At 60.7% G+C, this 26,883-nt stretch carries 21 protein-coding genes; 15 read left to right on the plus strand and 6 right to left on the minus strand.

Translation table 11 applies throughout. The annotated features are described in order from the left end of the window. The first annotated feature begins 27 nt into the window (after nt 1-27). From chrA to AC1DX3_RS04995, 4 genes are all read left to right on the plus strand, one after another. Nucleotides 28-1,374 (plus strand): chromate efflux transporter, encoded by a 1,347-nt coding sequence (chrA, locus tag AC1DX3_RS04980; RefSeq protein WP_476988141.1) that lies wholly within the window; start codon nt 28-30, stop codon nt 1,372-1,374. Between the two features lie 227 nt (nt 1,375-1,601). Beyond that, on the plus strand, nt 1,602-3,362 hold the full coding sequence (locus AC1DX3_RS04985; RefSeq protein ID WP_476988142.1) for an ABC transporter permease: 1,761 nt from the start codon (nt 1,602-1,604) through the stop codon (nt 3,360-3,362). A gap of 18 nt (nt 3,363-3,380) precedes the next feature. Then, nucleotides 3,381-4,685 carry an ABC transporter ATP-binding protein gene (locus tag AC1DX3_RS04990; RefSeq protein ID WP_476988143.1) on the plus strand — a complete coding sequence of 435 codons (1,305 nt, stop codon included), beginning with the start codon at nt 3,381-3,383 and terminating at the stop codon, nt 4,683-4,685. Between the two features lie 136 nt (nt 4,686-4,821). After that, entirely contained in the window at nt 4,822-5,118 is a 297-nt protein-coding gene (locus tag AC1DX3_RS04995; protein WP_476988144.1) for a hypothetical protein, read from the plus strand. 11 nt (nt 5,119-5,129) lie between these two features. Here the strand turns inward: AC1DX3_RS04995 and AC1DX3_RS05000 are convergent, their stop codons facing one another. Beyond that, entirely contained in the window at nt 5,130-5,477 is a 348-nt protein-coding gene (locus AC1DX3_RS05000; RefSeq protein WP_476988145.1) for a hypothetical protein, read from the minus strand. A 254-nt stretch (nt 5,478-5,731) separates the two neighbouring features. Between AC1DX3_RS05000 and AC1DX3_RS05005 the strand changes: the two genes are divergently transcribed. Then, the gene (locus AC1DX3_RS05005) at nt 5,732-6,154 is read left to right on the plus strand and encodes a response regulator (RefSeq protein ID WP_476988146.1); all 423 of its coding nucleotides are present in this window, start codon (nt 5,732-5,734) and stop codon (nt 6,152-6,154) included. Nucleotides 6,155-6,165: 11 nt separating this feature from the next. After that, on the plus strand, nt 6,166-6,834 hold the full coding sequence (locus tag AC1DX3_RS05010) for a protein phosphatase CheZ (RefSeq protein ID WP_476988147.1): 669 nt from the start codon (nt 6,166-6,168) through the stop codon (nt 6,832-6,834). Here the strand turns inward: AC1DX3_RS05010 and AC1DX3_RS05015 are convergent, their stop codons facing one another. After that, nucleotides 6,835-7,764, minus strand: coding sequence for a rhamnogalacturonan acetylesterase (locus AC1DX3_RS05015; protein WP_476988148.1), 930 nt, complete (start codon nt 7,762-7,764; stop codon nt 6,835-6,837). A 161-nt stretch (nt 7,765-7,925) separates the two neighbouring features. Between AC1DX3_RS05015 and AC1DX3_RS05020 the strand changes: the two genes are divergently transcribed. Together AC1DX3_RS05020 and AC1DX3_RS05025 are read left to right on the plus strand one after the other, a co-directional pair. Next, a complete protein-coding gene (locus AC1DX3_RS05020; protein ID WP_476988149.1) occupies nt 7,926-9,068 on the plus strand; it encodes an acyltransferase family protein in 1,143 nt (380 codons plus the stop codon). A 218-nt stretch (nt 9,069-9,286) separates the two neighbouring features. Then, nucleotides 9,287-12,289, plus strand: coding sequence for a TonB-dependent receptor domain-containing protein (locus tag AC1DX3_RS05025; protein WP_476988150.1), 3,003 nt, complete (start codon nt 9,287-9,289; stop codon nt 12,287-12,289). A 21-nt stretch (nt 12,290-12,310) separates the two neighbouring features. On the opposite strand, the gene AC1DX3_RS05030 is transcribed toward AC1DX3_RS05025, so the two are convergent. Continuing rightward, nucleotides 12,311-13,033 carry a response regulator gene (locus AC1DX3_RS05030; RefSeq protein WP_476988151.1) on the minus strand — a complete coding sequence of 241 codons (723 nt, stop codon included), beginning with the start codon at nt 13,031-13,033 and terminating at the stop codon, nt 12,311-12,313. Nucleotides 13,034-13,227: 194 nt separating this feature from the next. Between AC1DX3_RS05030 and AC1DX3_RS05035 the strand changes: the two genes are divergently transcribed. The 5 genes from AC1DX3_RS05035 (at nt 13,228) to AC1DX3_RS05055 (ending at nt 19,450) form a co-directional block, all read left to right on the plus strand. After that, nucleotides 13,228-15,129 carry a methyl-accepting chemotaxis protein gene (locus tag AC1DX3_RS05035; RefSeq protein WP_476988152.1) on the plus strand — a complete coding sequence of 634 codons (1,902 nt, stop codon included), beginning with the start codon at nt 13,228-13,230 and terminating at the stop codon, nt 15,127-15,129. Between the two features lie 99 nt (nt 15,130-15,228). Then, on the plus strand, nt 15,229-17,670 hold the full coding sequence (locus tag AC1DX3_RS05040; RefSeq protein ID WP_476988153.1) for a PAS domain-containing protein: 2,442 nt from the start codon (nt 15,229-15,231) through the stop codon (nt 17,668-17,670). A 2-nt stretch (nt 17,671-17,672) separates the two neighbouring features. Next, nucleotides 17,673-18,101 (plus strand): response regulator transcription factor, encoded by a 429-nt coding sequence (locus AC1DX3_RS05045; protein ID WP_476988154.1) that lies wholly within the window; start codon nt 17,673-17,675, stop codon nt 18,099-18,101. A 31-nt stretch (nt 18,102-18,132) separates the two neighbouring features. Continuing rightward, nucleotides 18,133-18,531: a helix-turn-helix domain-containing protein gene (locus AC1DX3_RS05050; RefSeq protein ID WP_476988155.1), complete on the plus strand. Its 399-nt coding sequence runs from the start codon at nt 18,133-18,135 to the stop codon at nt 18,529-18,531. 490 nt (nt 18,532-19,021) lie between these two features. After that, nucleotides 19,022-19,450 carry a hypothetical protein gene (locus AC1DX3_RS05055; protein ID WP_476988156.1) on the plus strand — a complete coding sequence of 143 codons (429 nt, stop codon included), beginning with the start codon at nt 19,022-19,024 and terminating at the stop codon, nt 19,448-19,450. Nucleotides 19,451-19,539: 89 nt separating this feature from the next. On the opposite strand, the gene AC1DX3_RS05060 is transcribed toward AC1DX3_RS05055, so the two are convergent. Next, nucleotides 19,540-20,082: a hypothetical protein gene (locus tag AC1DX3_RS05060; RefSeq protein ID WP_476988157.1), complete on the minus strand. Its 543-nt coding sequence runs from the start codon at nt 20,080-20,082 to the stop codon at nt 19,540-19,542. Between the two features lie 223 nt (nt 20,083-20,305). Between AC1DX3_RS05060 and AC1DX3_RS05065 the strand changes: the two genes are divergently transcribed. Together AC1DX3_RS05065 and AC1DX3_RS05070 are read left to right on the plus strand one after the other, a co-directional pair. Next, nucleotides 20,306-24,799: an RHS repeat-associated core domain-containing protein gene (locus AC1DX3_RS05065; protein ID WP_476988158.1), complete on the plus strand. Its 4,494-nt coding sequence runs from the start codon at nt 20,306-20,308 to the stop codon at nt 24,797-24,799. Nucleotides 24,800-24,919: 120 nt separating this feature from the next. Continuing rightward, complete coding sequence (locus AC1DX3_RS05070; protein ID WP_476988159.1) at nt 24,920-25,294, plus strand: hypothetical protein; 375 nt, start codon at nt 24,920-24,922, stop codon at nt 25,292-25,294. 53 nt (nt 25,295-25,347) lie between these two features. Here the strand turns inward: AC1DX3_RS05070 and AC1DX3_RS05075 are convergent, their stop codons facing one another. Together AC1DX3_RS05075 and AC1DX3_RS05080 are read right to left on the minus strand one after the other, a co-directional pair. Continuing rightward, complete coding sequence (locus AC1DX3_RS05075; protein WP_476988160.1) at nt 25,348-25,971, minus strand: hypothetical protein; 624 nt, start codon at nt 25,969-25,971, stop codon at nt 25,348-25,350. A 179-nt stretch (nt 25,972-26,150) separates the two neighbouring features. Next, nucleotides 26,151-26,759 (minus strand): hypothetical protein, encoded by a 609-nt coding sequence (locus AC1DX3_RS05080; RefSeq protein WP_476988161.1) that lies wholly within the window; start codon nt 26,757-26,759, stop codon nt 26,151-26,153. Nucleotides 26,760-26,883: the final 124 nt, after the last annotated feature.

Consider the following 26,883-nt stretch of genomic DNA (forward strand, 5'->3'; position numbering starts at 1 on the left):
GTCACACATTCGCATTAAGCTCCCGTCATGACCGACGCCGACGCCGCACCGCCCGCCCCCGTGACTCTCAGCCAGGCCTTCGGCTTCTGGCTCAAACTCGGCTTCATCAGCTTCGGCGGACCGGCCGGCCAGATCGCCATCATGCACCAGGAACTGGTCGAGCGCCGGCGCTGGATCTCGGAAAGGCGCTTCCTCCATGCCCTCAACTACTGCATGGTCCTGCCCGGCCCCGAAGCCCAGCAACTGGCCACCTATATCGGCTGGCTGATGCACAAGACGCGTGGCGGCATCATCGCCGGCGGGCTGTTCGTCCTGCCGTCCCTGGTCATCCTGATAGCCCTGTCCTGGGTCTATGTCGCCTTCGGTCACGTCCCCCTGGTCGCCGGCCTGTTCCATGGCATCAAGCCCGCCGTCACGGCCATCGTCGTCCAGGCCGTCCACCGCATCGGTGGGCGCGCCCTGAAAAACCCCGTCCTGTGGGCTATCGCCGCGGCCGCCTTTGTCGCCATCTTCGCCTTCCATACGCCGTTTCCGCTCATCGTCGCCGCCGCCGCCGTCATTGGCCTGATCGGCGGCAAGGTCGCCCCAAACCTCTTCAAGACCGGCGGCGGCCACGGCGCCCATGATAAATCCTATGGCGCCGCCCTGATCGACGACGACACCCCCACCCCGCCCCACGCCCGCTTCACCTGGCCGCGCCTCTCCGGCGTCGTCCTGGCCGGCCTCGCCCTGTGGCTCCTGCCCATAGCCGCCCTCGGCTTCGGCCTCGGCTGGAACCATCCGCTCAGCGAGATGGGCGTCTTCTTTTCCCAGGCGGCGCTCCTGACCTTCGGCGGCGCCTATGCCGTCCTGCCCTATGTCTACCAAGGCGCGGTGACCCATTATGGCTGGCTCACCGGCCCCCAGATGATCGACGGCCTGGCGCTCGGCGAAACCACGCCCGGGCCGCTGATCATGGTCGTCACCTTCGTCGGTTTCGTCGGCGGCTACGGCAAGGGCTACTTCGGGCCGGACCATCTCTGGCTGGCCGGCGCGGCCGCCGCCTGCGTCGTCACCTGGTTCACCTTCCTGCCGTCCTTCATCTTCATCTTCGCCGGCGGACCGCTGATCGAGACCACCCACAACAATCTCAAATTCACCGCGCCGCTCACCGCCATCACCGCCGCCGTGGTCGGCGTCATCCTCAATCTCGCCCTGTTCTTTGCCTATCACGTCCTGTGGCCACAAGGCTTTGGTGGGCATTTCGACTGGATATCGGCCGTGATCGCCGTCGCCGCCGGTGTCGCCCTGATCCGCTTCAAGGCGAATGTCCTGGCCGTCATCGCCGTCTGCGCCGCCATCGGCCTAGCCCTGTCGTTCCTGCCTAGCCTGTGACAAAATGCGCTTTGTTTTTACCCCGGCTTGACAGCGCAATCGGCCGGGACTATGGGGCGCGTCAGCCGGATATTGCAACGCACCAATCCGGATAAATTCACGGAACTCAACCCTATGCCCAGCGACAGTAGTCGATCTAATCCGCCGCACCGGACACGCTGACAGCCTTGGGGTTTCAAGGCTCGCCGGTAGTGGCCGAATGCGGCCTCTGACACCAAAGGTGAGCCATGGTCTTCTTTTTCGAAGATGCCAAAGGCGCCCGGCCGCCTGTGCGCATGCTGCGCCGCGGCAGCGGGTTGCCGTGGTCTGATTTTGCGGCCTTCATCCTCCTGGCCGGCCTGACCGTCCTGGTCATCCATGGCGCGGAGCAGATGGAAGCGCCACTGGCGCAATTGCAGGCCTCGCCCGTGACCCTGGATGTGGCGCGCCTGCCGGAATACGCCCTGCGCACGACCTTGCGCATGTTCGCCGCCCTGTTCGCCTCGCTGATCTTCACCTTCACGGTCGCCACGCTGGCCGCCAAGAGCAAAAAGGCGGAAATGATCACCGTGCCGGCGCTCGACATCCTGCAATCCGTTCCGGTCCTGGGTTTCCTGACCTTCACCGTCACGATGTTCATGGGCCTGTTTCCCGGCAGCCAGCTGGGTGTCGAATGCGCCGCCATCTTCGCCATCTTCACCGCCCAGGCCTGGAACATGGCGTTCAGCTTCTATCAATCCCTACGCACCTTGCCGTCCGACCTTGACGAGGTGACGCGCCAGTTCGGCTTCTCGCCGTGGCGGCGGTTTATCCGGCTTGAACTGCCCTATGCCATACCCAGCCTCGTATGGAACATGATGATGTCGATGTCGGGCAGCTGGTTCTTCGTCGTGGCCTCCGAAGCGATCACGGTCGGACGCACGACGGTGACTTTGCCGGGCATAGGGTCATGGCTGTCCATTGCCATCTCCCATGAAGATTTCAAGGCGGTGTGGATCGGGGTTGCCGCCATGGCGATCGTCATCGTGATCTATGACCAGTTCGTATTCCGGCCGGTCGTCGCGTGGGCGGACAAGTTCCGTTTCGAACAGACCGCTTCTCAGGAAGCGCCTCAATCGTGGCTCTACGACATGGTGCGCCGGACGAAGCTGCTGCGCCAGGGCGTCCATGTGCTGTTGTGGCCGCTGCACAGGCTGGCGGCGGTGGAATGGTCGAAACTGCCAGCAGTGCCGCAGGTGCGCGTCACGGTCGGCCAAAGAACCGGCAAGGCACTGGATGCCCTGTGGATCGGCGGCGTGATCGTCGCCTGCACAGGCGCCCTGTGGCTGCTGGCCGACTTCATCGCCCGTCACCTCACCTGGACCGATGTCCTTTCCACCTTCGGTCTGGGGATGGCGACCATGATCCGGGTGGCCGTACTGATCGTCCTGGCCAGCCTGATCTGGGTGCCGGTCGGCGTGGGGATCGGCCTGCGTCCGGCATGGGCGGAACGGCTGCAGCCCATCGCCCAGTTCCTGGCTGCCTTTCCGGCCAATGTGCTGTTTCCCTTCGCGGTGATGGCGATCGTGGCGCTCAGGCTGGATCCCAACATCTGGCTGTCGCCGCTGATGATCATGGGGACGCAATGGTACATCCTGTTCAATGTCATTGCCGGGGCCAGCGCCATTCCCGGCGACATGAAGGAGGTCGCCGGCATCTTCGGGATCAAACGGTGGCAGTGGTGGAGGCAAATCGTCCTGCCGGCCATCTTCCCCTACTATGTCACCGGCGCCCTGACGGCGTCGGGCGGCTGCTGGAACGCCAGTATCGTCGCCGAGGTCGTCACCTGGGGCAACCGTCATCTCGAGGCGACCGGCCTGGGCGCCTTTATCGCCAAGGCGACGGCGGCCGGGGACTATCCGCGCGTTGCACTCGGCATCGCTGTCATGAGCGTCTTCGTCATCGCTTTCAATCGCTCGGTCTGGCGGCCCATGTACCGCTTCGCCGAACGCCGCCTTCGCATCAATTAAAGTCAGGGGAGCCGCAACATGGCCCTCGTTCAAACCCATTCCCTCGTCGAAGTCCGCGATGTCCGTCACGTCTATGGCAAGTCCGGCGGCTCCGGCCTGCTGGTGCTCGACAATGTCGACCTGACGCTCAAGGACAATGAAATCGTCGGTCTCCTCGGCCGCTCGGGCTCGGGCAAATCCACCCTGCTGCGCTCCATCGCCGGCCTGATAAAGCCGACCGAAGGCACGGTGGCCTTTCCGAAAGTCCCGGATTGCGGCCCCACCACCGTCAGCATGGTGTTCCAGAGCTTTGCCCTGTTCCCGTGGCTGACCGTGCTCGAAAATGTCGAGGTCGGCCTCGAAGCCAAGCGCGTCGCCCCGGAAGAGCGCCGCCGCCGCGCCCTGGCCGCCATCGACCTGATCGGCCTCGACGGTTTCGAAACGGCCTATCCCAAGGAGCTGTCCGGCGGTATGCGCCAGCGTGTCGGCCTGGCGCGGGCCCTGGTCGTCGACCCGTCGATCCTGCTGATGGACGAGCCGTTTTCGGCGCTCGACGTCCTGACCGCCGAGACCCTGCGCACCGACCTGCTCGACCTGTGGTACGAAGGCCGGATGCCGATCAAGTCGATCCTGATGGTGACGCACAATATCGAGGAAGCCGTGCTGATGTGCGACCGCATCCTGGTCTTCTCATCCAATCCCGGCCGGGTCGTCGCCGAAATCAAGGTCAACCTGACCCAGCCGCGTAACCGCCAGGCTCCGGCCTTCCGCGCCCTGGTCGAGGACATCTATGCCCGCATGACCCAGCGCACCACGCCCGACCAACAACGCGACGGGCTGTTCCCCGGCATGGGTATTGGCATGGCCCTGCCGCGCGTTTCGACCAACACCCTGGCCGGCCTGATGGAGGCCATCGCCGCTGCCCCCTACAACGGCAGCGCCGAACTGGCCAAACTGGCGCATGAGCTGCAATACGAAGCCGACGAACTGTTCCCGATCGCCGAAGTGTTGCAATTGCTGCGTTTCGCCGAACTGGAAGGCGGCGCCCTGACCCTGCTGCCGGCGGCGCGGCGCTACGTCGAGTCGGAGGTCGACCAGCGCAAGCAATTGTTCGCGCAGCACCTGCTGAACTACGTGCCTTTGGCGGCGCATATCCGACGCGTATTGGATGACCGGCCGAGCCGCAAGGCGCCCGCCCGCCGCTTTCGCGACGAATTGGAAGACCTGATGTCGGAGGATTATGCCGATGAAACGCTCAAGGTTGTCATTCAATGGGGCCGATATGCGGAAGCCTTCGCCTATGACGAAGGCGCGGATCAGTTCAGCCTGGAGAATCCGCAGTAATTAGGGTTGTTCGGGCAGTTCCGCGGTCGATAAAACGCTCTTTTCGCGAAACCTCGAATTGAATTTTTACACCCGTCGCGGCAACCCTCAGTCAAGCCGCAGCGTTTCTTGCCGGCCGCAACAGGGAGTATCCCGCATGAACCATTACACAAAAACCGGAACGGCCACGATCGCCCCCGGCATGACTTTGAGCGTGCGCGGCGGCGCCCTGCATATCGGCGACAGCCTCGACCTCAATACGCCCGACGACAGCCGCCACCAGGTCCTGATCCAGGATATCGGCGCCGAATGCCTTATCTTTCTGATCGAGGGTAAACGCGCCATCTGCCGCCCGTGGCGCGCCGGCGATCCCGGCCTCTATCGCCTGCCGGGCACCAGTTCGAACTGGGTGGTCGAACGCATGGACGAAAACGCCCTGACCGGCGCGGATTAAGCGATAGGCACCTAAACGTCGTCCTGCTCGGCTGACGGCAGGGTATCATGACCGAGATAGTCGCGCAGACTGTCGCCCTGCGGCTCAACATCGACCCCATCTTCCGAGGTGGTCTCGTCGCCTGGTTCAAGGACCGCTTCCCCTTCACCCGGCTCGTCCTCGTGCTCGTGCTCGACCATCATCGGATCGCCGCCGCCGACGATCAGGAAGAAATCCTCATCGTCGGTCGCCGCTGCGATCACGGCGTGCTTGAGATCGCCGATTGCCGCGTCGACATCGCCGTCGACCGCGGTCTGGATGACCTTACGCAAATATTGATCCAGAAAAGCCGTTACAGTGTCGTCGATCTGCAATGCCAAGTCAGTTATCTCACAAAATAAAATGCGCCGAATCGCCACTGTGCGATTCGTCGCGAGACGAGCACCCATGCATATCGCGCCCCGCATTGACAACCTCATGCCACCTCCGGCTGTCATTGGTGGCGGACTGTTACATCGTTACTATACCAAATATCGATTATGAGACTGAGCTTTGACCGCTTTTAACGCCTCCCTAACCATATATTAAGCGTTACTCGCCTTCATAGAGACTAGACTCATGTGCGGGACATATCATGGCGAGAACGGTTCTGATCCTGGAGGATAGCCGGACCCAGGCGATCATCATCAGCAAGATGTTCCAGCGCGCGGGTTACCAGGCGATCTGTGTCACCGAGGATGCCGGCGCTCTTGAACAACTCCGGTCGCAAAGTTTCGATCTATTGGTGCTCGATGTTTTTGTCGAAAGCCACAACACGCTCGACGATATCGAGATCTATCGCGATCTGGCGCCGCATGTGCCGATCGCCATCATGACCGCCGGCCAAATCGACAATCCCGATGCCGGCGCCTCCGCGCTCAACAAGGCGCGCCGCGCCCGGGTCAACTTCCTGTTGCCCAAGCCGTTCTATTATGACGACGTGAAACAGGTGTGCGAGGATGTCGATGCCTACTGGTCGAAGACCGACCGCGCCGATTCCGTCGCCGTTGCGCAATAATCGCGCACATCATGTCCCATACCCAGCCGCTTAGCCTTCCCGACGCGGATCAGCCCGAACTGTTGAATCTTGTCCAGCAGTCCGAAACCCTGGTCGAGCTGATGGGCGGCTTCTTCACAAGGCTCGACACCCGCCGTTCCCAGGACTTCGAAGCCATTATCGGCTATATCGCCGAGGCCAAGGCCGAAATCCGCGACCTGCGCCCTCAGGCCATATCGCAAAGCGGCCTGCCGACCGCCGGCGCCGAGCTTCATGCCATCAGCCGGGACACCGAAAATGCCACCAATGTCATTATGTCGGCCGCTGAGGCCATGCTGGACATGGACGTGTCGACGCCCGGCCTGAAGGATCGCGTCGACGACGAGGTCATGAAGATTTTCGAGGCCTGTTCGTTCCAGGACATTACCGGCCAGCGCGTCTCGAAAATCATCAAGGTGCTGACCCAGATCGATGCCCTGATCAGCCGCCTAGCCGACGCCGTCGGTGCGGTCGATACAGCGACCGCGGCGCCATTGACCGCCGCCGAACAGCGCGCCCGCGACCTGCTGCTCAACGGCCCGGCCATCGGCGGTCCGGAAACCCGGCAGGCGGATATCGACGACCTGTTCGCCACGCCGTCGACGCCCGAAGGCCCGAACCTGCCCAATTCGCAAGACGATATCGACGCCCTGTTTGCCTGATCACGGCACTAGGTCGGCGCGCAGATCGGGTACCGCCTTGGCCAGTTCATTTGTGACCTCAGTGGCGAACAGATCCGCGCCCTTTGGCCCGAGATGGGTATAGTCGAACACCACCGTAGGATGGGCTTGCGGCAGGACATTGACCTCCGTCCCTGTTGCCGCACCCGCGGCCGGATCCGGCTTGGGCGCCGCAATCGTCGTGCCGGTATCGGCCGCCGCCAGCACGTCGGCCGGGGGCGGCGTTTCGGCGAGGTCGATGGCGGCGCGCGCGCCCATGGCCTGCACGGCGGCGACTGAGGTGGCATGCAGATCGACCAGCGGTACATTCAGGGTCTGCGCCACCTGCCGTACACTGGCGGCCCACGGTTCCAGATCGTCTTGCAGCGAGCCGTTTTTGAACGTCCGGCGCGTCAATGGCGTCACCAGTACCGGAATGGCGCCGGTGGCGCGCACCTCGTCGACATAACGCACCAGGTTGGCGGGAAACTCCGTGGCGAGATCGGTCGAGCGTCCCGGCTTACCCGGCTGATCGTTATGACCGAACTGGATCAGAACATAGGTTTGGGCAAAACCGCCCGTTTTCATTTCAGCGAGCGCCAGGTCCCACGAGCCTTCGGCGCGATAGCTGAAGGTCGAGCGCCCGCCACGCCCCAGATTGACGCAGGCGATGAACGAGGTGACGTGCTTGGCGCAAAAACTGCCGCCCCAGCCGCTGCCGACCTGGGTAGTTGAATCGCCGACCAGGATGATCTTCTTGGCGACGATCTTCAGGGTTCGTGATCGGGCCTCGGCATCGCCGACCGCCGCGGAGACAGCCGTCACCGGCGCCGGTATAACGGTCGGAGCGATTTGCGCCGCGGCGGCGATGGGCATGGTAAATCCATACACACCTGCCAACCACAAACTCATCGTCATACGATCGATCTTCATGCGCGCTCCCGTCCTGCACCGTCTTCATTCGCGGCGAATTTACCACCGCCACTCCGTCAGACAAGTCCGCCAGAAATAAACACCCTAATCCCACCCCGATCACCTGTTCGAATCACGGATTCGCAGGCAGATTTCGGTCTTGTCAAGAAGGGGCGAAGGCCATGGACATCACGAAGGCAGGACGCGATATCGGCCCCGATGTGCTGCGGGCACTCGCCATTCTTCTGGTCATGGCCTGGCATATGCCGGGCGACAATCTGCCACCGGCTTTCACGACCTATTGGGGACAATTCGGCTGGTTGGGCGTCGACGTCTTCTTCGTCCTCAGCGGCTATCTGATCGGCACCGAGCTGCTGAAACCCGTCCATAGGGGTGATGCGCCCAACCTTGTCGTTTTCTATATCAAGCGCTTCTTCCGCATCCTGCCGGCCTACTGGCTGATCCTCGCCATCTATGTCCTGATACCCGGCTGGCGCGAAGGACCGACCATGGCGCCGGCGTGGAAGTTCCTTACCTTCACCATGAGCTTCGGCCTCGATGTCAGCACCCAACGCGCCTTCAGCCATGCCTGGTCGCTGTGCGCCGAGGAGCACTTCTATCTCGTCCTGCCGGCCCTGGTCCTGCTCCAGCGCAAACTGGGGCGGCCGTGGCTGCCGATCGCGCTCGGCCTTGCCTTGATCGCGGGCGGCATGGTCCTGCGCCATACTCTGTGGATCGACTGGAAGACCCATACTGGGGGCGAAACGGTGCTGTTCATGAAGGCCATCTATTACCCGAGCTATACGCGCTTCGACGGCTTGATCATGGGAGTCGGCCTGGCGGCGCTCCGGTTATGGTATCCGCAAGCGTGGGTGCGATTCGCCAGGCCGCTCTTCACCTTGCCCCTGGCGGCTCTATGCCTGGGGGCAACCCTCTATATGAACGTCGTCAACGGCTTCGTCCTGACCGAACTGGGCTCGGTGATCTTCTATCCTCTGTTCGGCCTGGGCGTCGCCCTGTTGCTGGCGGCCATTCTGAAGCTGGAGCCCTATCTGCAACCCTTGCGCCGGACCGGTCTCGGCTTTATCGCGGCGATTTCCTACAGCCTCTATCTGTCGCAAAAGCTGGTTTTCCACGCCGACCTGGCCCTTCTGCCAACCAGTTGGTTGCAAGGCTGGACTGCTGCCGTCATCTATTATGTCACGGCGATCGCCGTGGCTGCCGTGATGCATTGGGCTGTGGAACGCACATCGCTGATACTACGGAACCGGGTGTTGGCGAGACTGTCGGGACACCCGGCGGCGCCGGTGGCCGAAATGGCTTGATCCACGACCAGCGCGGCAAAAAACCCGCAGCCATCATATTTTCGCCGCAATACAACGCCGGCAAGCCATTGCGACGCCATAACCGGCTGATTTCAAATCGTCTTTTATTTCGATCACGATCCCTTGATTATTTCCTGGTTGACAAATCTCACCGTCCAAATATTTTGAACCGTATATAGTATACTAACTATGGTATACGCTTTGCGCGGGAGCGGATGATGACGAAATACGGTACGATTTTAGGCTGCGTCAGCACAATCGCATTGGTCCTCGCCGGAACCGGCGCAGGCTCGGCTTTCGCGCAGGAGACCGCGACATCGGCGGACACCGCCAAACAAGCCGACGATAAAACTGGCGAAGACAAGGCTGCCGATGAAATCACCGTCGTGGTGACCGGCAGCCGTATTCGCCACAAGGGCGCGGCCAGCGCCACCCCGACGACCGTCATCACCTCCGACACCATCCGCAAGTCCGGCGCGCGCCAGGTGGCCGACCTGGTCAACCAGATGCCCGCCCTCGTCATCAGTCAGAGCGACCAGACGTCCAACGCCAACCGCGACAAGGATTCGATGGACACCGGCCATCCGGGCCTCAACGCGCTGGACCTGCGCGGCCTCGGCACCAAGCGCACCCTGGTCCTGGTCAACGGCCGCCGCCACGTGCCGGGCGCGCCGGGCACCTCGGCCGTCGACATCAGCACCATTCCGTCGGGTCTGGTCGACCGGGTCGAAATCATCTCGGGCGGCGCCTCGGCTCTGTACGGCGCCGACGCCGTGGCGGGTGTCGCCAACTTCGTACTGAAGAAAAACTATGACGGCCTGGTAGGCAATCTGCGTTACGGCAATGCGACCTATGGCGACATGCCGAGTTATGACGCCGACGTGCTTTGGGGCAAGAACTTCGCCGGCGGCAAGGCGAATGTCACCCTGTACGGCTATTATGGCCAGTCCAACGGCGTCGTCGGTGGCCAGGATCGCCCGTCGACGGCCTATGGCAATCCATGGTGGGGGCCTCCGGTCAACGGCGTGATGTCGATCATCGACGACCGCCACAGCCTCAGCTATTCGCCGCGCGCTGTCGTCCTGCTCGGCTCCAAGCCCTATGTCTTCAACGATGACGGCACCATGCGCGCGCCCAAGCTCGGCACGGCGGGTCTGTTGCCCACCACCGCCAACCTGGCGCTCAATTCCAGCGTCACCTCGCTGGAAACCAACAGCGGTTCGGAGTTCGGTGGCCGCTACGACAACTGGTTGCTGTCCGTGCCCAATGACCGCTTTGTCACCCACGGCACCTTCGGCTATCAGCTGAGCGAGAACGTCCGCTACTTCCTGGAACTCGACTACGCCACCAACAAGTCGCACGGCGAATACGGTCTGTGGTACGAAGGCGGCGGCAACAAGCTTTGGGACGGCAATCCGTTCATCACGCCGGAGATCACCGCGGCCAATGGCGGCCAGCCCTTCGGTGGCGACGGCCTGACCTTCGTGCGTCAGTTCCCGGAATTCGGCAAGGCCAAGTCCTACTACAAGCGTGACCTTTACCAGGCCGTCACCGGCTTCGAAGGCGAACTGCCGGCGCTGTTCCGCGGTCACGACTGGTCGTGGCAGGCCTACGCCTCCTACGGCAAGACCACGGAAACGATCCAGGACAAGAATAACACTTCGAACGACCGCTATCTGCGTGCGCTCGACGCCGTCATGGGGCCAGGCGGCACGCCGGTGTGCTCGGTCAATGCCGACGCCGACCCGGACAATAACGATCCGGCCTGCGTGCCGCTCAATCCCTTCAAGACGGTGCCGCAGAACGTCATCGACTATCTGCAGTTCGATTCCAGCGAATCATCGACCTCGCTCGAGCAGTATGTCCTGTCGGGCTACATGACCGGCGGCGTCCTCACCCTGCCGGCGGGCGACGTCCAGGTCGTGCTGGGCGGCGAATATCGCCGGGAAGCCAATAATATCGGCGCGCGCGCGGAATACGATCCCAACAACCCGGCTTTCGTCGCCGATTACGGCATCATCGAAAACCCGCTCAAGGGCGAGTTCGACGTCAAGGAAACCTTCGCCGAGCTCAGCGTGCCGATCCTCAAGGACCTGCCTTTCGCCTACCGTCTGTCGTTCGACAGCGCCGTACGTTTCGCCGACTATTCCACCGCCGGCAAGACGACGACCGAAAAGTACGGGCTGCAATGGGCGCCGATCAAGGATATCCGCTTCCGCTCCACTTACGGCAAGGCCGTGCGCGCGCCGAACATCAGCGAGGTCTTCACCGCTTCGTCGATCAGCGGCCAATGGCTGAGCGATCCGTGCAACTATTACAACTTACCCAACCGCGTCGATAAGACTCAGTACACCGCGGCCAATTGTGCCGCCGTCATGCCGGCCAACCACAACGACTACTGGCTGTGGCTGGACGTCATCAAGAAGGGCAATGCAAACCTTAAGGTCGAAACCGCCAAGACGCTGACCGTGGGTGTCGTCCTGCAGCCGCGCTTCATGCGAAATTTCTCGGCCACGATCGACTATTACGACATCGACATGAGCAATGTCATTTCGGCGATCGAGCCGCAGACCATCATCAACAAATGCATGGATGCGCCGACCCTCGACAACACCTATTGCGGCCTGGTCGAGCGCGATCCGGTGACGCATAACCTCGTCTCCGTCGTCAAGCAGAACATCAACCTGGCCCGCCGCAAAACCAGCGGCATCGACACCGAGTTCGACTATTTCGTCGACCTGTCGTCGTGGGGCTGGGGCGCCAATGCCGGCCGCCTGTCGGTCAACAGCATCTGGACGCGTTTGTTCGAGAACAAGTACACCGCCGATCCCGACCATCCGGAGGTCATTACCGATACGGCCGGCATTTTCGGCTTCCCGAAACTGAAGGGCCGCACCGCCTTCAGCTACAGCCGCGACAAGCTGTCGATTGGGTGGACATCGCGTTTCTATTCCGGCATGCGCCAGACGGTGACCATTACGCCGGACAAGTACACCCCATACAAGACCAAGCCGATCCAGTATGACGACTTCTATGTGTCGTATCAGCTCAGCCCGCACCTGACGATCGACGCTGGCCTGAGCAACGCCCTCAATAAGCGGCCGCCGCGTTATCCTGGGGCGGAGGCCGGCGGCGCCTATTTCGGCGACGAAGGCTGGCAGGCGGGCGTTTACGACGTTATCGGCCGCACCGGTTGGATCAACTTCCGCTTCACGCGCTAAAAAGTGCGGCCGACCGTTAGCTCACGCATCCGCCGGCCGCAGCATATAACCGACGCCGTAAACAGTACGGATCAGGTCTTCGCCCGTCTCGGGATGGAGATAGGCCAGCTTGCGCCTCAGCCGTGACACGATCGTGTCCAGGGCACGCGGGGTCGAGTCCTCGTGCAACTCGGCCATCCGGCCCAGTATGACCTCGCGCCTTAGCGGCCGGTCGGGCTGGTCCAGCAAGACACGCAGCACGGCATATTCCGCCGTCGACAGAACCAGATATTTGCCATCAGGACAGGTCAGCCGGCGCGTTCGCGCGTCCAGACTCCAGCCGAAGAAATGATCCCGCGTCCCTTCGTTCAATTGTGCCGTCGTCCGCTCGGACCGGCGCAAGACGACCTTGATACGCGCCACCAGCTCCTTGGGGTGGAACGGCTTGGCCATATAGTCCTCGGCGCCGACATCCAGCCCCTTAATACGGTCGATGTCTTCGCCGCGTGCGCTCAGCATGATGATGGGTGGCGACGGACGCTGTTGCAGCCGATGGCAGATCGACAGGCCGTCCTCGCCCGGCATCATGGTGTCGAGCACGATGAGATCGACGGCTTCGCGTGCCAGGATCGCATCCATCTCCTCGCCGCCGGAGGCCGTGAGAACGCGAAAGCCGTCCCGCGTTAAAATGACGGAGACCAATTCGCAGATGTCAGGCGTATCGTCCACGACCAGGATGGTGGCCGTGCCTTCGGAGTCGGGCATGTCAGTTCGTCGGTGCCAGTATGAGGTCGAACGCAATTCGGATCGTCGGCAACTATCATTAACCGCAAATCTCGCCTCAAGACAAGCCCGGACAACACGCAACGCAAACGATTGCCACAAAGTCGTAACAATCCTTTAGCGTAGGTTTAAACACGTTCCTCCATCTTGCCCTAAAGGTAAACCGGGGATTACGTATGAGCAGACTCAGCCAAACTCTTGATGTTGTCAATGCCCGCTTCAGCATTGGCACACGCATGCGCACCTCGATTGTGCTGATGCTTTTGCCTGCACTCATCACCGGATTTCTGCTGTTTCGCTCCCATGCCGCCGTCATGGACGCGACGCAGGCTGAGATCGCAGGCACACAATATGACGCCGCCATCTGGCAGGCTCAGGTCGCCGGCGCGCGGGGGCAGTCGCTGGATGCCAGGCAGATATCCGAGCTGGAAGGGCAGGCCCAAAAGAACAAGTCGATCATGCCCGAAGTGGGGATACTTGCAGCCGCCAAACTTTCGGGCTCTGAATTGCTTGAAGCCATCCACCCGTTGATGGACGAAGTGACCGACGTTTCAGGCTTGATCCTCGATACCGATCTCGACAGTTTCTACGTCATGAAGGTGATCGACACCAACATGCCAGACGCCTTCATGTCAGCGCACGCCTATTACAATTCACGCGCCCTGGATCCTGCGAGTGCACAATATCGGTTGAACCAGGAGAGCTTCAAGCAGGCGCAGGAGGCCACGGACGAGTCTATGTCCCGTTTCGTTACCTATGTCGGCGGCAAGCCTCTGACGGGAAACCTCAAAAATGCCTATGGGAGCTATGTCGCTGCCAGCAAGGCCCTGGCCTTGGCGCCAACCGACGCAAATTACGCCGCTTACGTCGAAACTGCCGATGGACTCTACACAGCAGGCAATAGCGATCTGCAGTTGCTGCTCAACCAGCGTGTCACAAGGTCGGTAACCATCGCCGCTACCGAGCTGGGTTCGGCCGCCCTGATCTTGCTGCTGGCCGTCAGTTTTACGCAACTGATCAGTTCGGGCCTGACAAACCGCCTGCGCACCCTGACCGGCATCATGACCGATCTGATCAAGGGGGCGAAAGTCGGCGCCCTGCCGTTCAGGAACGATCGCCATGAGACCGGCGTCATCGTTGAAACTCTTGCCGCCTTCCAGGCCAACCTGCAGGCGTCGGACGAGCTGCGGCTGGCACAGCGCCTCCTGGAGGAGACTAATATCACAGAACGCCGTGAGGCCATGTTGAGCCTGGCCGATGAGTTCGAAACATCACTGCTCAGCATTGTAGAAGACCTCGGCCAAGCGGCGGAAACCCTCGGCAAGTCGGCCGAGGACCTGAATACCGACGCGGCTACTACGTCGGAGCGCACCAACCTGGTTGTCCGTTCCATGGACACGACCAGCGCCAATATTCAATCGGTCGCCGGCGCTACAGAAGAAATGGCGGCCTCATCGCACGCCATCGCTGACCAGGCTGAGCGCGCCGCCTATGCCGCGGACAAGGCCGCGGACAAAGCGCGGGAAACCACGGACGTCGTCAAGGAAATGCAAACGGCCGCCGACAGCATTGGCACCGCCATCGACATGATCACCAAGATCACGTCACAAACCAATTTGCTCGCGCTGAACGCCACGATCGAGGCGGCACGTGCCGGGGAAGCCGGTCGCGGATTTTCCGTCGTGGCGTCCGAAGTCAAGGTCCTCGCGCAGCAAACAGCACGCGCCACCGACGAGATCGGCAAGCAGGTCAGAGGCGTACAACAGGCTACGGCACAAGCCATTACGTCGATTACGTCTATCGCCGGCATGGTCATGAACCTGCGTGAAATTTCGCTCGCCATCTCGGAATCGGTATCGCAGCAAACCCTGGCCGTCAGCGAGATTTCCCGGTCGACCGCGGAAGTCGCCTCCTCGACCGCCTCCATCAGCGAGTCGGTCGCCGAGGTTAGTCAAACGGCCGGTCATACCGGTACACGAGCCCGCTCGGCCCTGTCCGAAGCTCGGCGCCTGTCCGATCGGTCGCGCTCGCTCAAGCTCACTGCCGAGGGCTTTTTACAAGGCATTCGTGCCGGTTAACACCACCTGGTATCAATTGCGACAAGGCTGTGACAATTGCTTCGGGCCTTGTTAGGAATTGAGTCATACCGTCGTTAAGGTAGCATTGGAAACTTTATCGTGTCAGCGGAAGTACTCGAAAATACCAGGCTTGACGCGTTCGGTGCCACCGAAAGTCGCGACGTAGTGCCGGAACCTGCGGTCGACCGGCTGACTCAGCTGGCTGCTGACATATTTAAAGCACCGATCGCTCTGATTGCGTTGATGGATAGCGATAGCCGTGGGCTCAAGTCCTACGCGGGCCTGGATATGGCCAGCGCCGTCCGTCACATGACCTTCTGCGACATCGCCATGGGCCAGGACGAGGTCGTGATTGTCGCCGACACGGCTGAGGATTCCCGTTTTGCCGCCGACCCGCATATCCGCTTTTACGCCGGCGCCCCCATCCATGACGGCAGTATCGCAGTCGGCGCGCTTTGTATCTTTGATCGCGTGCTGCGTCCGGACTTCGACGCAGGCGCAGCGAAGATGCTGCAAAACCTGGCGGCAACCGTGTCGGAGCTCCTGACCGTGCGCCGGGACGCCGCCGATGCCGCAACATCGCGGGCGCGCAACGAGGCCCGCCAGACCGTCGAACTGATGGAGGATGTCGCGGGCGTCGGACGGTGGAGCTATGATGTCGCCAGCGGCATCGTCACCTGGTCGGATCAGGTTTTCCGCATCCTCGGCCTTCCCATCGCCGGGCAAGCCCCGCCCTTTGCCGAGATTATGTCGTATTACCACCCGGACGACCGGCCGATCCTGGCCGACCTGGTCGAGCGCGCTGCCAACACGGGCCAGGGTTTCGACCGGGAAGCCCGCATACGCCGGGCCGACGGCCAGTGGCGCAGCGTCCAGGCCAAGGCATTTTGCCTGTGCGATTCCGATGGCAAGGTCACGACGGTCAGCGGCGTCTTTCAGGACATCACCGACTACCGCAATACCAGCGTCAAGCTGGAGGCCAGCGAGCGCCGGTACCGGCTGCTGGCCGAAAACATGCCGGGCATGATCGGTTACTGGGATCGCGACATGCGCTGCCGATTTGCCAATAACGCCTATCTCGAATGGTTCGGACGCCCGCCTGAAGACCTGATCGGCATCTCGATGAAAGACCTCATGGGCGAGGATCTGTTCGCGCTCAATGAGATCCACATCAAGGGCGCATTGGCCGGTGAAAAGCAGATTTTCGAGCGCGCCTTGACCAAGCCTTCGGGCCAGGTCGGGTACACCCTGGCGCAATATGTTCCCGACCATGACGAGCGTGGCCGGGTACGCGGCTTCTATGTGCTGGTCACCGACATCACCAACCTGAAACTCAAGGAACTGGCGCTCGCCGACAGCAATATTCAACTGATCGCGGCGCGTCAGCAAGCCGAAGCCGCCGGCGAGATCAAGTCGCAGTTCCTGGCCACGATGAGCCACGAGATCCGCACGCCCCTGACCACCATATTGGGCTATGCCAACCTGCTCAGCGATACCGAGAACCTGCCTGACGAAGCGGGCGCGTTCGTCAAGCGCATCGGCAAGGCCGGCCGCGCCCTGCTCGACCTGGTCAACGACGTACTCGACGTGTCGCGACTGGAATCGGGGCAGGTGGCGCTGAATCCGCAGGCGACCCACGTCCGTAACCTCACACAGGACATTATCGACCAGTTCCAGCCGGCCGCGAAGGCGCGCGGCTTACAGCTGTCGCTCGACTACGACGCTCAGTTGCCCGACTGGCTCACCGTCGACGAAACGCGTCTGACCCAGGTGCTCAACAATCTTATCGGCAATGCCTGCAAGTTCACCGTCCAGGGCGGCGTAACGGTGACGCTGCGCGCCGCCGGAGCGGCCGGCGCCGAACAGTTGAGCGTGGAAGTTACCGACACCGGTCCGGGTCTCAGCGAAGAGCAGAGCGCCCAGCTGTTCCAGCGCTTCCATCAGGTCGACCGCGGCATCAACCGCAAGCACGGCGGCACCGGACTGGGCCTGGCCATCTGCAGCGAGATCGTCAAATTGATGCACGGTCGCATCGGCGTGCGTTCGCAACCGGGCAGCGGCAGCACCTTCTGGTTCGATATACCGCTGGCCGTCGCGGCACCCAGTGCGCCTGAAAACGACCTGCGCCCGGCCGACGCCGGCGACCACGCCTGGAACGTCCTTCTGGTCGACGATCACGCCGCCAACCGCCGCATGATCAAGGCGCTGATCCTGCCCTTCGCGGCCCATGTCGAGCAGGCGGTCAACGGCGCCGAAGCCATAGCCGCCTGCATGAAAAGGCGCTTCGACCTGGTCATCATGGATATCCAGATGCCGGACATGGACGGCGTCACGACGACCCGCACCCTGCGTGCCCAATGCCCGCTCAACGCCGATACGCCGGTCATAGCGCTGACCGCCACCAACAAGAACCGCCTTCTCGATGACGGTGCCGAAGGTCTGTTCGCCCAGATCCTGGCCAAGCCGATCGACCCGCGAAAACTCTATTCGGCGCTGGCCACCGTGGTCCGCGACGACAATCCAGTCCGTCAGGGAGACTGACCATGTCCACGCCCACATCCCAGGCCCGCAAGCACAGGGTGCTGATTGTCGAGGACGATCTCGATATTCAGGTCCTGCTGCGCGTCCTTCTCACCCGTCAAGGCCTTGAGGTATCGTCCGCCGACAGCGGCGTAACCGCCCTGGCCGCGCTGGCCGAATCCCTGCCCGACCTCATCCTGCTCGACATGGCCATGCCCGATATGGACGGCCTGACCTTCCTGCAGCGCCGCAGCCAGATCCTGGCCTATCGCGACATCCCGGTCATCGTCGTCTCGGCGCGCGACCGCAATACCGATGTCATGGCGGCGCTGGAAATGGGCGCCGACCACTACGTCACCAAGCCGTTCGACAACGCCAAGCTTCTGGCCAGCATCCTGCGGCTCCTGCCGCCCAACCAACCCAGCACCGCCTCCGCCCGCCAATCCGGCTAATCTCCCTTATCCCCTTAGAACGAGTGTACCCATGCCCAATATCGGCAATACCCTGCATCCCGTGGATACCCACGTCGGCGGCCGCGTCCGCGTTCGCCGCAAGTTCCTGCGCCTCAGCCAGGACGACCTGGCCCGCCAGATCGGACTGACCTTTCAGCAGGTGCAGAAATACGAGCGCGGCACAAACCGCATCAGCGCGTCCAAACTGTTCCAGATCTCCCGCGTCCTGAATACGCCGATCGACTATTTCTTCGACGGCATCGACGACGACAAGGGGCTGAGTCCCTATGAAAGCCGCGCTGGACATGCAGCCGACACCTTTCTGACCATGCCCGAGGGCATAGAAATGGCTGAAACCTTTCCGCGCGTCTTGTCGGAGCAAAAGCGCCGCAGCGTTCTGGAATTGGTGCGCGCCCTGGCAGAGGATTGATGCGCGGGTCGCCAGGCACGCTCCATTATTTACAGTCATTGAGCCATATATCAGCCTGAATCGAGGATAAGCCACGGCCCGGAATCTCAAGGGTCGCGTCATCGTGAAATGTGTCAGCAAGAAACATCTCTGACTGCGCCAGTATATTTCCTGGGTTGCAGCCAGGTCAGTATGCGCAGGTGCTGACGGACAGAGGCGAACGCTCATTTGGGCCGGTTTTCGCCGCCAAGGCGGGTGTAATCGGAAGGCTTATTGAAGCCGCCGTCATCTTATTCACCCATTTATTGGCTCAGGCGTCTTGCGTGTTTCCCGTTATTGGCACCTTAACGCGCCGTTTTTTGACGTTCCGGAATCGCCGCGGACGTACCTACCTGGAGCCTGGCTTTCGCAATAGTGACTCTGAATCTTTGGCTTGTGACGCGTTCGAGGTTGTCGTGCGAATTCATCATATGGTAGTTCCCTTACTTCCTGACAGCGAGGAGGGACATCGATGAAAGTCGGATATGGCATGGGCATCGGTGCGATGCTGGTTGCAGTATTGACCCTCTCCGGCTGCGGTGGGTCGAAGGCTGTGGTCGGCTATGCCGGCAAGGCCAACGGACAGCCTGTTTTTTGTTTAGCGAAAAAGGCCGACTGCGCACAGCCCGGTGCGTCGGTGCCGGCGCTGGAGGTCGATGCGGTCGACCCGGACGGTCAACTGGCGCGGGTCATGTGGCGGATCGAGGCACCCAATGGCGGCGATTTGGACGCCTATGACAAGATCGCCTACGGCACCGCGCCGATCGGCTGGACGGTAACCGCGCCGGCACAAGCCTTAAGGTCGGGCGAACATTACCGGGTCAATAGCCAGTTCTATTTCTCGATTACAGCGAACGGCTTGATCCTGACGGAAAATCACGACGTCCCGGCACGATCCTGATCTGCGGTACAGAATAGTTGCAACTTTAGGCGGCCTTCCCCTACTAAGCCGACCCAGTTTTTGCAATCGCAATTTACGCAAATCAGAAGTCACTTTCGGACTAGCGCTCCGGCTTTCCGATCGAACACAGATCTCACGTCAATGACTCTCACATTCGGGCTTCGTATATTATTTAACAGGGCTAAATCGATCTCCGGGATATGGCCGGCAACACGTTTTGTGAGGTGAGCATAATCAAGTTCTGAAGGTCTTCGCCACGGCCACGTTTTCGCACTATACCAGGGAAAAAATGCCGATCGTCCGCCGAGCGAATAATAAAGTTCAAAGCTATGAACAGAAAAAGCGGTTATCGCGGAGATACGTCGACCATACCATTCGACGCCCTCCATCGGCATAGTCCCAAAATCAATTCTGAATGACCTACGACGATACTTTTCGAGTTGAATTTGAATTTGGTCGATCCCGTCCTCGCGAACTCTTTGGAATACGCTGGGGAAAATTTGCTTGGAAAGCTTCTGCGGCGAACGTGATTCTTCTGAGTAGGTCCGTTCTGAGAACCCAAGCTTTAAGATCGGCGGCACCAAGTCTTTCTCGATACCATCCCTTAGCCATTTGCTTTCATGGTTAGCCAAACATTTCTCCTAATGGCAGCCATAGCTGCGGCTCCAGCCCCTTAACCGCACCGTGATCGTGACCAGCGGCAGTACTCGGTCCTTCAAATTTCATGCCACCTAGGGCTGTCACGAAAAGTTCATTCCAAAACCACCCAAAGTTTAATTCGTTATCTTGTAACCCCACAATTCGCTGGTATCATTTACCCGCGGCAGATCGCCGTTATATTTGATGGGGGTTGCCTTGGCTGAGTCAAAGTTTGCCGTTCGCGGCGATGTCGCCGGTTTCGTTGGGAAATTGCTGGCCGTGCTGGCATTGATGTTCCTGCCAGCATCCTTGCCTGGGGTGGCACGCGCGGATGTGGTGTGGGCGGATGCGCCGACAGGAGTGGCCGGATTGTGTTACAGCGGAGGCCCCCACGCGGGCTGCTATTCCGATTCGGACACGGCCTGTAAAGCCGAAATGGCCGACAATGGCGGGACGACTTATGATGGCAGCTATCCGACGGAATTGTCTTTCCAGGAGCAGTGCGAATGGCATGGCGGCACGACCATTCTTCCAAGTGTGACGGTTTTCCACTGTGCCTCGGGATACAGCATCTACGGGCCGGAACGGTGTTCAGTTGAAAATTTCAAGAGCGGAAAATGTCCGACAACCGCCCATCCGATCAACATATTGAGCGGCGCCAAGATTTTCCGCGACAATGATTTTACGAATACAGACGGGACTTTTTCGTTCGATCGCACCTTTGTCAGCCGTCCCTATGGCGGTTTGAAATCTACTGCCTACTACATGAATTTACCATCGCTCGCGAACTGGACGTCGTTCTTCGATATCAGTCTGCATATTGGGTACGATTGGAGTGACGGATCACAGAGAATCGTCACCGTCGAATATCCCGATGGCACCGCGCAGATGTTCCAACGCCAGAGCGACGGCTCGATGGCGCCCTATGCTTCATCCGACCAACCCATACCCGACAAGGACGCCACCGTGGCTTTCGTCGGCGTATGGCCTACCGATCTCAATTCGGTTCGAACGGCTAGCAGCCAATGGACAGTACGCGACAAGGAGGGCAGCCTGTGGACACTGCAAACCTGGAACGCTCCCAATATTGGCTACAGCGTCGCGCGGCCGATTTCGGTGCAACGCCGCGATGGGACAACTCTGACCTTCACCTATGACAGCAACAATGCGCTGACCACCATCACCGACCAGAATGCCAAGGCGGTGACCTTAACGTGGAACATGCAGAGCTTCACGGTGCGTGATAGTTCTGGAACCCCTATAACAACCTACAACGTTCCCGGAAATCTGGCGCAAGTGACCTTGCCTGGCGGTTACAAGGTCAAGTACAGCTATCAGGACAGCACCGGCGCGGCCAGCCTTCTTTTCGCCCGCCGCCTGGTCAAGGTCGAATATCTCGATGCCGCAGGCGTCGTACAAGACAGCCGCAGCTACGATTACGGCAATGTCCATTTCCCCACCTACATCACCGGTATCCGCGACAAAGACGGCACCTTGCGCTGGCAGGTGACCTATGACGACGTCGGACGCGCCACCGTCAGCCAGGGACCCAATGGCGAATTGTCGGATACCATCAGCTACAGTGGCTCCGGCACAACCTTTTCGCGCACGCAGACCGACGCCCTGGGGCGTCAAACCGTCTATAATTTTTCACGTGGCAGTGGTGACTTTGCCGCCAAACTGACAGGCATAAACGGGCTGATCACCACCCACTGTCCAGCCTCGTCGACGGCCAATACCTTCGACAGCAATGCCTATCTCGCCACGGCCACCGACGAAGAGGGGCGGGTTACCCAATATACCAACGACACGGTTGGACGGCCAACTTCTGTCACCGAAGCTTACGGCACGGCGGCGGCACGCACGACCGGCATCACGTGGAATGCCAACTTCTACGACCTTCCGGACCAGGTCACCGCACCCGGCCTGACCACCAACTACACCTACGACAGCTATGGCCGCGTGCTGACGAAGACCTTGACCGACACCACGACGATTACCGTGCCCTACGCCACCAACGGCCGCACGCATATCTGGGCCTATACCTACGGTACGACCGGCGGCGCGTTGGGGAAGTTGGTCAGCATCGACGGGCCGATGGCTGGCACGGGCGACCTGAAGAGCTATAGCTATACTGCTTCGGGTTACCTGCAGACCATGACCGACGATATCGGTAAGGTCTATACCATTACAGCATGGGACTGGCGCGGCGCACCGGCGACGGTTGTCGATCCGAACGGCGTGTCGACCACCCTGACTTACGATATTCGCGGCCGCGTGCTGACGACGACGATCGATCCCGGCGCCAATCAGTCGCAATACACTTTCACCTATAACGCCATGGGTGACGTTACGAAAATAAGGCTGCCGCAGGGCGGTTTCCTTTCCTACACCTATGACGCAGCCCGTCGTCTAACGGCCGTCGGGAATGAAAAGGGTGAGAGCATTGCACTGGTTCCCGATATGGCCGGCAATGCGACACGTTTCATTGTGAAAGACGCTGCAAAGGTCTCTACGCTGCGGCAATCGATAGTCTTTGATGAACTGGGCCGGATGATTCAGATTCTGGGCGCCGCCAGCACGACGCCGACCAATATGGCCTATGACAAGGTCGACAATCTGGCTTCGTTCACCGATGGTCGCGGGAAGACTTCGACCCTGGGCGTCGACGCGCTCGACCGGGTGATCACGGCGACCAATCCCGATAGCCAAAGCACGCAATATGCCTATGCGGCCAATGACGCCCTGACCAGCCACAAGGACGGCCGCGGTATCGAGACAACGCGCGTCGTAGACGGGTTCGGCCAGACCATTATGGAGACCAGCCAGGATCGCGGCATCAATAAATATTGGTACAATAATGCCGGTCAGCTGACCAAGAAGATCGATGGCGATGTCGTGGAAAGCGACTATGCCTATTACGGTGACGGTCGCCTGCATACGGTCACCTTCCCGGCTTCGGCTGGCGAGACTATGACCTATAACTATGACGACGTGACCGGTGGCAATAAGGGCGTTGGACGCTTGACCAGCGTGTCGGAGGCTTCGGGGACAAGCGCCCTGACCTATAACAATTCCGGCCGGATCATCAAGGATATCAAGGTCATCCAGGGCAAAACCTATACCCTCAACTATACTTACGACAGCAATCGTGCCTTGGCTTCGCAAACCCTCCCCAGCGGTCGGGTCGTAACGTTTACGCGCAACAGTGAAGGCCGGATGACAGCGATCACTACTCAACCTACCGCGACCGGAACGGCCTCGAACGTGGCGACAGCCATCGCGTATCAGCCCTTCGGCCCGCTGGCTTCCCTGACCTATGGCAACGGCCTGGCCCTGACGCGCACCTATAATCTCAACGGCTGGCTGACGCGTATCGAGGTCAAGGCGACGGGCGTGACCACGCTCGACCTTGGTTACACCTATTACGACGACGGACGTCTCGGTGAAATCGACGATAATGCGGCCACCGGACGGACCGTCTATATCACTCTTAGTAATTCGGGCCGGCTGACCTATGCAGGCGGGCCATGGGGCAACGAAACCTTCACCTATGATGCGGCGGGCAACCGGAGCGGTGATTTCCTGACAGTTGGTGGCACGACAACCACGACCAATGCCATTATCAATACCGCTCGAAACCGCGTGATCAAGACGACAAATGCCAGCGGGGCTATCCAGCGCACTCTGACCTACGGGTTCGGCGGCAGCCTCACGACCGATGCCCAAACGGCCGGATCGACCTATGATTATACCTATAACACGCGCCAGCGGTTAGTGGCCGTCAAGAAGGACGGCACGACGGTTTCCAACTACGCTTACGATTTCCGCAATCAGCGTGTGGCGCGGACCTTGATTACGGGCGGGGCGTCTACCTATATCCATTATGTCTATGACGAAACCGGGCATATGGTCGGCGAGTATGACGGTGCGACCGGCAACGTGTTGCGGGAATATATCTGGTTGGACGACATGCCGTTGGCGGTGGTCGACTCCACCTCCGGGACAGCGACCACCTACTATATCCATGGCGGCCATCTCGGTGAACCGCAGGTCATGACCGACGCGTCCAAGGCCAAGGTATGGGATGCCTATGTCAACCCGTTCGGCAAGGCGACGACCTTCAGTTCGCCCACCGTCAACAGTGATATCCGTCTTCCAGGACAATGGTATCAGGCCGAGGCGGCAGTGCAGGGATTGAACCAAAATCGCTTCCGCGACTACGATCCGACCTTGGGCCGCTATATCGAGGTCGACCCCATGGGCATCGAGGGAGGGCAAAACCCGTATGCTTATGTCGACGGTCGGCCCTACGATGCCACCGACCCATATGGATTGTGGAAATTTACCGTTCAAGCCGGCGATGGGGCCGCTTCCAGGACAACCATCGGTTATAACTGTGGCCAATGGAGCTTCGGTGAATATATCGGGGTAGGTGAAGGCCTTAGCGCGTCGTTGGATCTCACGGAAACCGACGCCACCGAAACAAGCGTGGACTTTGGTATTGCCGGCAACACCACTATCCCTGGTGTAAAAATACCATATGTTAAGGATCTGGACTTCGACTACGATTTTGGATCGAATGATCTGTCGGTCTCCGGTCCAGGCGTTGGTCCCGTCGGCGTGTCACTTTCAAAGAATGGTCTGGCACCTACTTTATCAGCTGGAGAATCTGTTTTTGTTGGAGTTGGTGGGACAGTTAATTTTTGACCCCCGGTAGCGCCGGTAGAGGCCATGAATGACGGGTAAAACCGGGCGGGCACGGCGGGCCTTTCCAGATGGAAGGCTCGTCGACGGATGCAGGGCAAGGGATAGGAAAGTAAGAGAACTGTGCCACGCAATCCTTTGATGGGCCTTATTGCCTTTATCGTTGCGGCACTTGTGCCTGCCCTGATCACATCAGCGTCCAGTCTTGTCATGGGTCGGTTGACTCTTGAGGGCTTGATATTCGGGACGGCGGGTTTGTTTGGCTTTTCAGCTGCCACGATGCTGATCATTGGCGGTCCAACCTTTGCACTCCTCCTGCTATGGAAGCGTGCCAATTGGCTGACCATGCTCCTATTGGGCCTTTTCGACGGAATGGTCGTGGTTTTGTTGTTTATGCTGATCGGCTGGCAAGTCGAGCCTTGGGCTTTCCTGTACTTCGGCATTGAAGGTGGGATATCCGCACTGGTATTCTGGCTGATAGGGAAGCGCGCGTTTTAGGGGCCGGCGGCCTTGTCGCGGAGCGCTGCTCCGCCATCGTCACGGTGTATGTTCTAACGCCCCGTGGCGGATGCGCCAGCTCCCTGGGCCGAGGTCAGGGCGGAGAAGTCGGGCACCAGCTTGAATTGACCGGCCTTGTGATCCGGCACGATATACGGCCCGCATTGGAGGGCCGCCTGGATGACGCTGTTGGCCGCGCGGATGTCGGCGGGGCTGGCGGTATCGAGGTCGATTTCCATGCGCGGAACGGCACTCAATACGCCCTTGTCGTCCAGGTTCAAATCTAGGAAAGCCGTCGTCAGGGCGGGATGGACATCGGGCGGCAGGCAGCGCGCCAGTTGGGCCAGCAAGGTCTGGTCACCTGTACCGCCATCGGCGGGTTTCGGCCCCTGGATATCGGCCCTGTCCTCAGACTTTGTGGCTTGAGGCCGGGCCGTCTGGGGTTGGAGTGGCGCGGGCAGTGACGGTACAGGCGGGACCGGAGGCTTTGGCGGCGCCGTTTCCGGCACGCCGGTCACCAGCCAGATCTCCACCTGATCGGCGTCGTCCTTACCCACGGTTTTACCGCCGACCGAATAGCCGGTTTGCAGGCTGTGGCCGTCGAAGCGCTGTGACGGAAAGAGCAACAGCAAGATCAGCAGGTGGAGGCCGCAGGACACAACGATCCCGGCCGCCATCCGCCCACGCCGCGACATCCGGCGTCGGTCCGGCCAGACTCGAACGAACCGGGCGCGAAGACCTTCGACAAGATCGTTTTTCAAGGCGGAAAGGGTCACAGCGTCACGACCGTAAGGGCAAGCGGTTACTCTACATGAATCGGCGGCGCCCACAACGTCCGGATGCCGGCGGCGCACCCCTACTCCACTTTCGCCCGCAAGGCGCCGGTTTCGATCTCGATGCGCACATTCTCGCACGCCGCGGTGACGAAGGCGCTCAGCTTGTTGGCGTCCCTGACCGGGTAGACGCTACGCACCGCCGTTTGCCAGTCGCGGCCGGTATCGAGCAGCCAGTCTTCGGCCAGCGCCGTCAGGAGTGCGGCATTGGCCCGACCGACGCGGTCCATGATCAGGTTGTAGCGTTTGCCCGCGGCGATCATGCCGTCATTGACCAGTTCGGCGACCGATTGGCTGGTGTCGATATAGCCTTCCTGCTTGGCGCCGCGACCGGCCAGGCCTTTCCAGCGCGCCCACAGGTCGGTCATGGCGTGGCCGGCCGCGGCCTGGGCGTGGCTGAGCGTGCCCTTGCGCAGGAGGGCGTCGAAAACCATGCAGCGCGAGATCAGGTTGGGCCGGATAGCGACGTCGCGGTAGCGATCGCTGGCGAGCTGTTCGGCGTTCGGGCCCCATTTGGCCGGGTCGCGGGCATCGAGGCGGGCCTGTTCGCGCGCCTGGGCGGCCTTGAGATCGCGCTCTTCCTGGGTGACGAAGCGTTGCGGCTTGGAGGGGCGTTTTCTGTGGCGGGTCATGGGCGAGTGCCTTTGGATTTAGCGTTGCGTTTTGGTTTTTTGCGCTGGTTTTGCCGGCGATAGGCCCGGTCGTGGTCCATGCGTACGGCATGTTGGCTGCAACCGCGTATGGCAGCCGCGTTCT

Source organism: Asticcacaulis sp. P2_B1 (assembly GCF_056404915.1).

What these genes read in the sequence shown, in the direction of transcription:
- AC1DX3_RS05050 (WP_476988155.1), top strand. Translation starts at nt 18,133, where the DNA reads ATGCCCAATATCGGCAATACCCTGCATCCCGTGGATACCCACGTCGGC.
- AC1DX3_RS05015 (WP_476988148.1), bottom strand. Translation starts at nt 7,764, where the DNA reads ATGAAGATCGATCGTATGACGATGAGTTTGTGGTTGGCAGGTGTGTAT.
- AC1DX3_RS05010 (WP_476988147.1), top strand. Translation starts at nt 6,166, where the DNA reads ATGTCCCATACCCAGCCGCTTAGCCTTCCCGACGCGGATCAGCCCGAA.
- AC1DX3_RS05075 (WP_476988160.1), bottom strand. Translation starts at nt 25,971, where the DNA reads ATGGCGGCCGGGATCGTTGTGTCCTGCGGCCTCCACCTGCTGATCTTG.
- AC1DX3_RS04995 (WP_476988144.1), top strand. Translation starts at nt 4,822, where the DNA reads ATGAACCATTACACAAAAACCGGAACGGCCACGATCGCCCCCGGCATG.
- AC1DX3_RS05025 (WP_476988150.1), top strand. Translation starts at nt 9,287, where the DNA reads ATGACGAAATACGGTACGATTTTAGGCTGCGTCAGCACAATCGCATTG.
- AC1DX3_RS05080 (WP_476988161.1), bottom strand. Translation starts at nt 26,759, where the DNA reads ATGACCCGCCACAGAAAACGCCCCTCCAAGCCGCAACGCTTCGTCACC.
- AC1DX3_RS04985 (WP_476988142.1), top strand. Translation starts at nt 1,602, where the DNA reads ATGGTCTTCTTTTTCGAAGATGCCAAAGGCGCCCGGCCGCCTGTGCGC.
- AC1DX3_RS05045 (WP_476988154.1), top strand. Translation starts at nt 17,673, where the DNA reads ATGTCCACGCCCACATCCCAGGCCCGCAAGCACAGGGTGCTGATTGTC.
- AC1DX3_RS05055 (WP_476988156.1), top strand. Translation starts at nt 19,022, where the DNA reads ATGAAAGTCGGATATGGCATGGGCATCGGTGCGATGCTGGTTGCAGTA.
- AC1DX3_RS05030 (WP_476988151.1), bottom strand. Translation starts at nt 13,033, where the DNA reads ATGCCCGACTCCGAAGGCACGGCCACCATCCTGGTCGTGGACGATACG.
- AC1DX3_RS04990 (WP_476988143.1), top strand. Translation starts at nt 3,381, where the DNA reads ATGGCCCTCGTTCAAACCCATTCCCTCGTCGAAGTCCGCGATGTCCGT.
- AC1DX3_RS05035 (WP_476988152.1), top strand. Translation starts at nt 13,228, where the DNA reads ATGAGCAGACTCAGCCAAACTCTTGATGTTGTCAATGCCCGCTTCAGC.
- chrA (WP_476988141.1), top strand. Translation starts at nt 28, where the DNA reads ATGACCGACGCCGACGCCGCACCGCCCGCCCCCGTGACTCTCAGCCAG.
- AC1DX3_RS05020 (WP_476988149.1), top strand. Translation starts at nt 7,926, where the DNA reads ATGGACATCACGAAGGCAGGACGCGATATCGGCCCCGATGTGCTGCGG.
- AC1DX3_RS05005 (WP_476988146.1), top strand. Translation starts at nt 5,732, where the DNA reads ATGGCGAGAACGGTTCTGATCCTGGAGGATAGCCGGACCCAGGCGATC.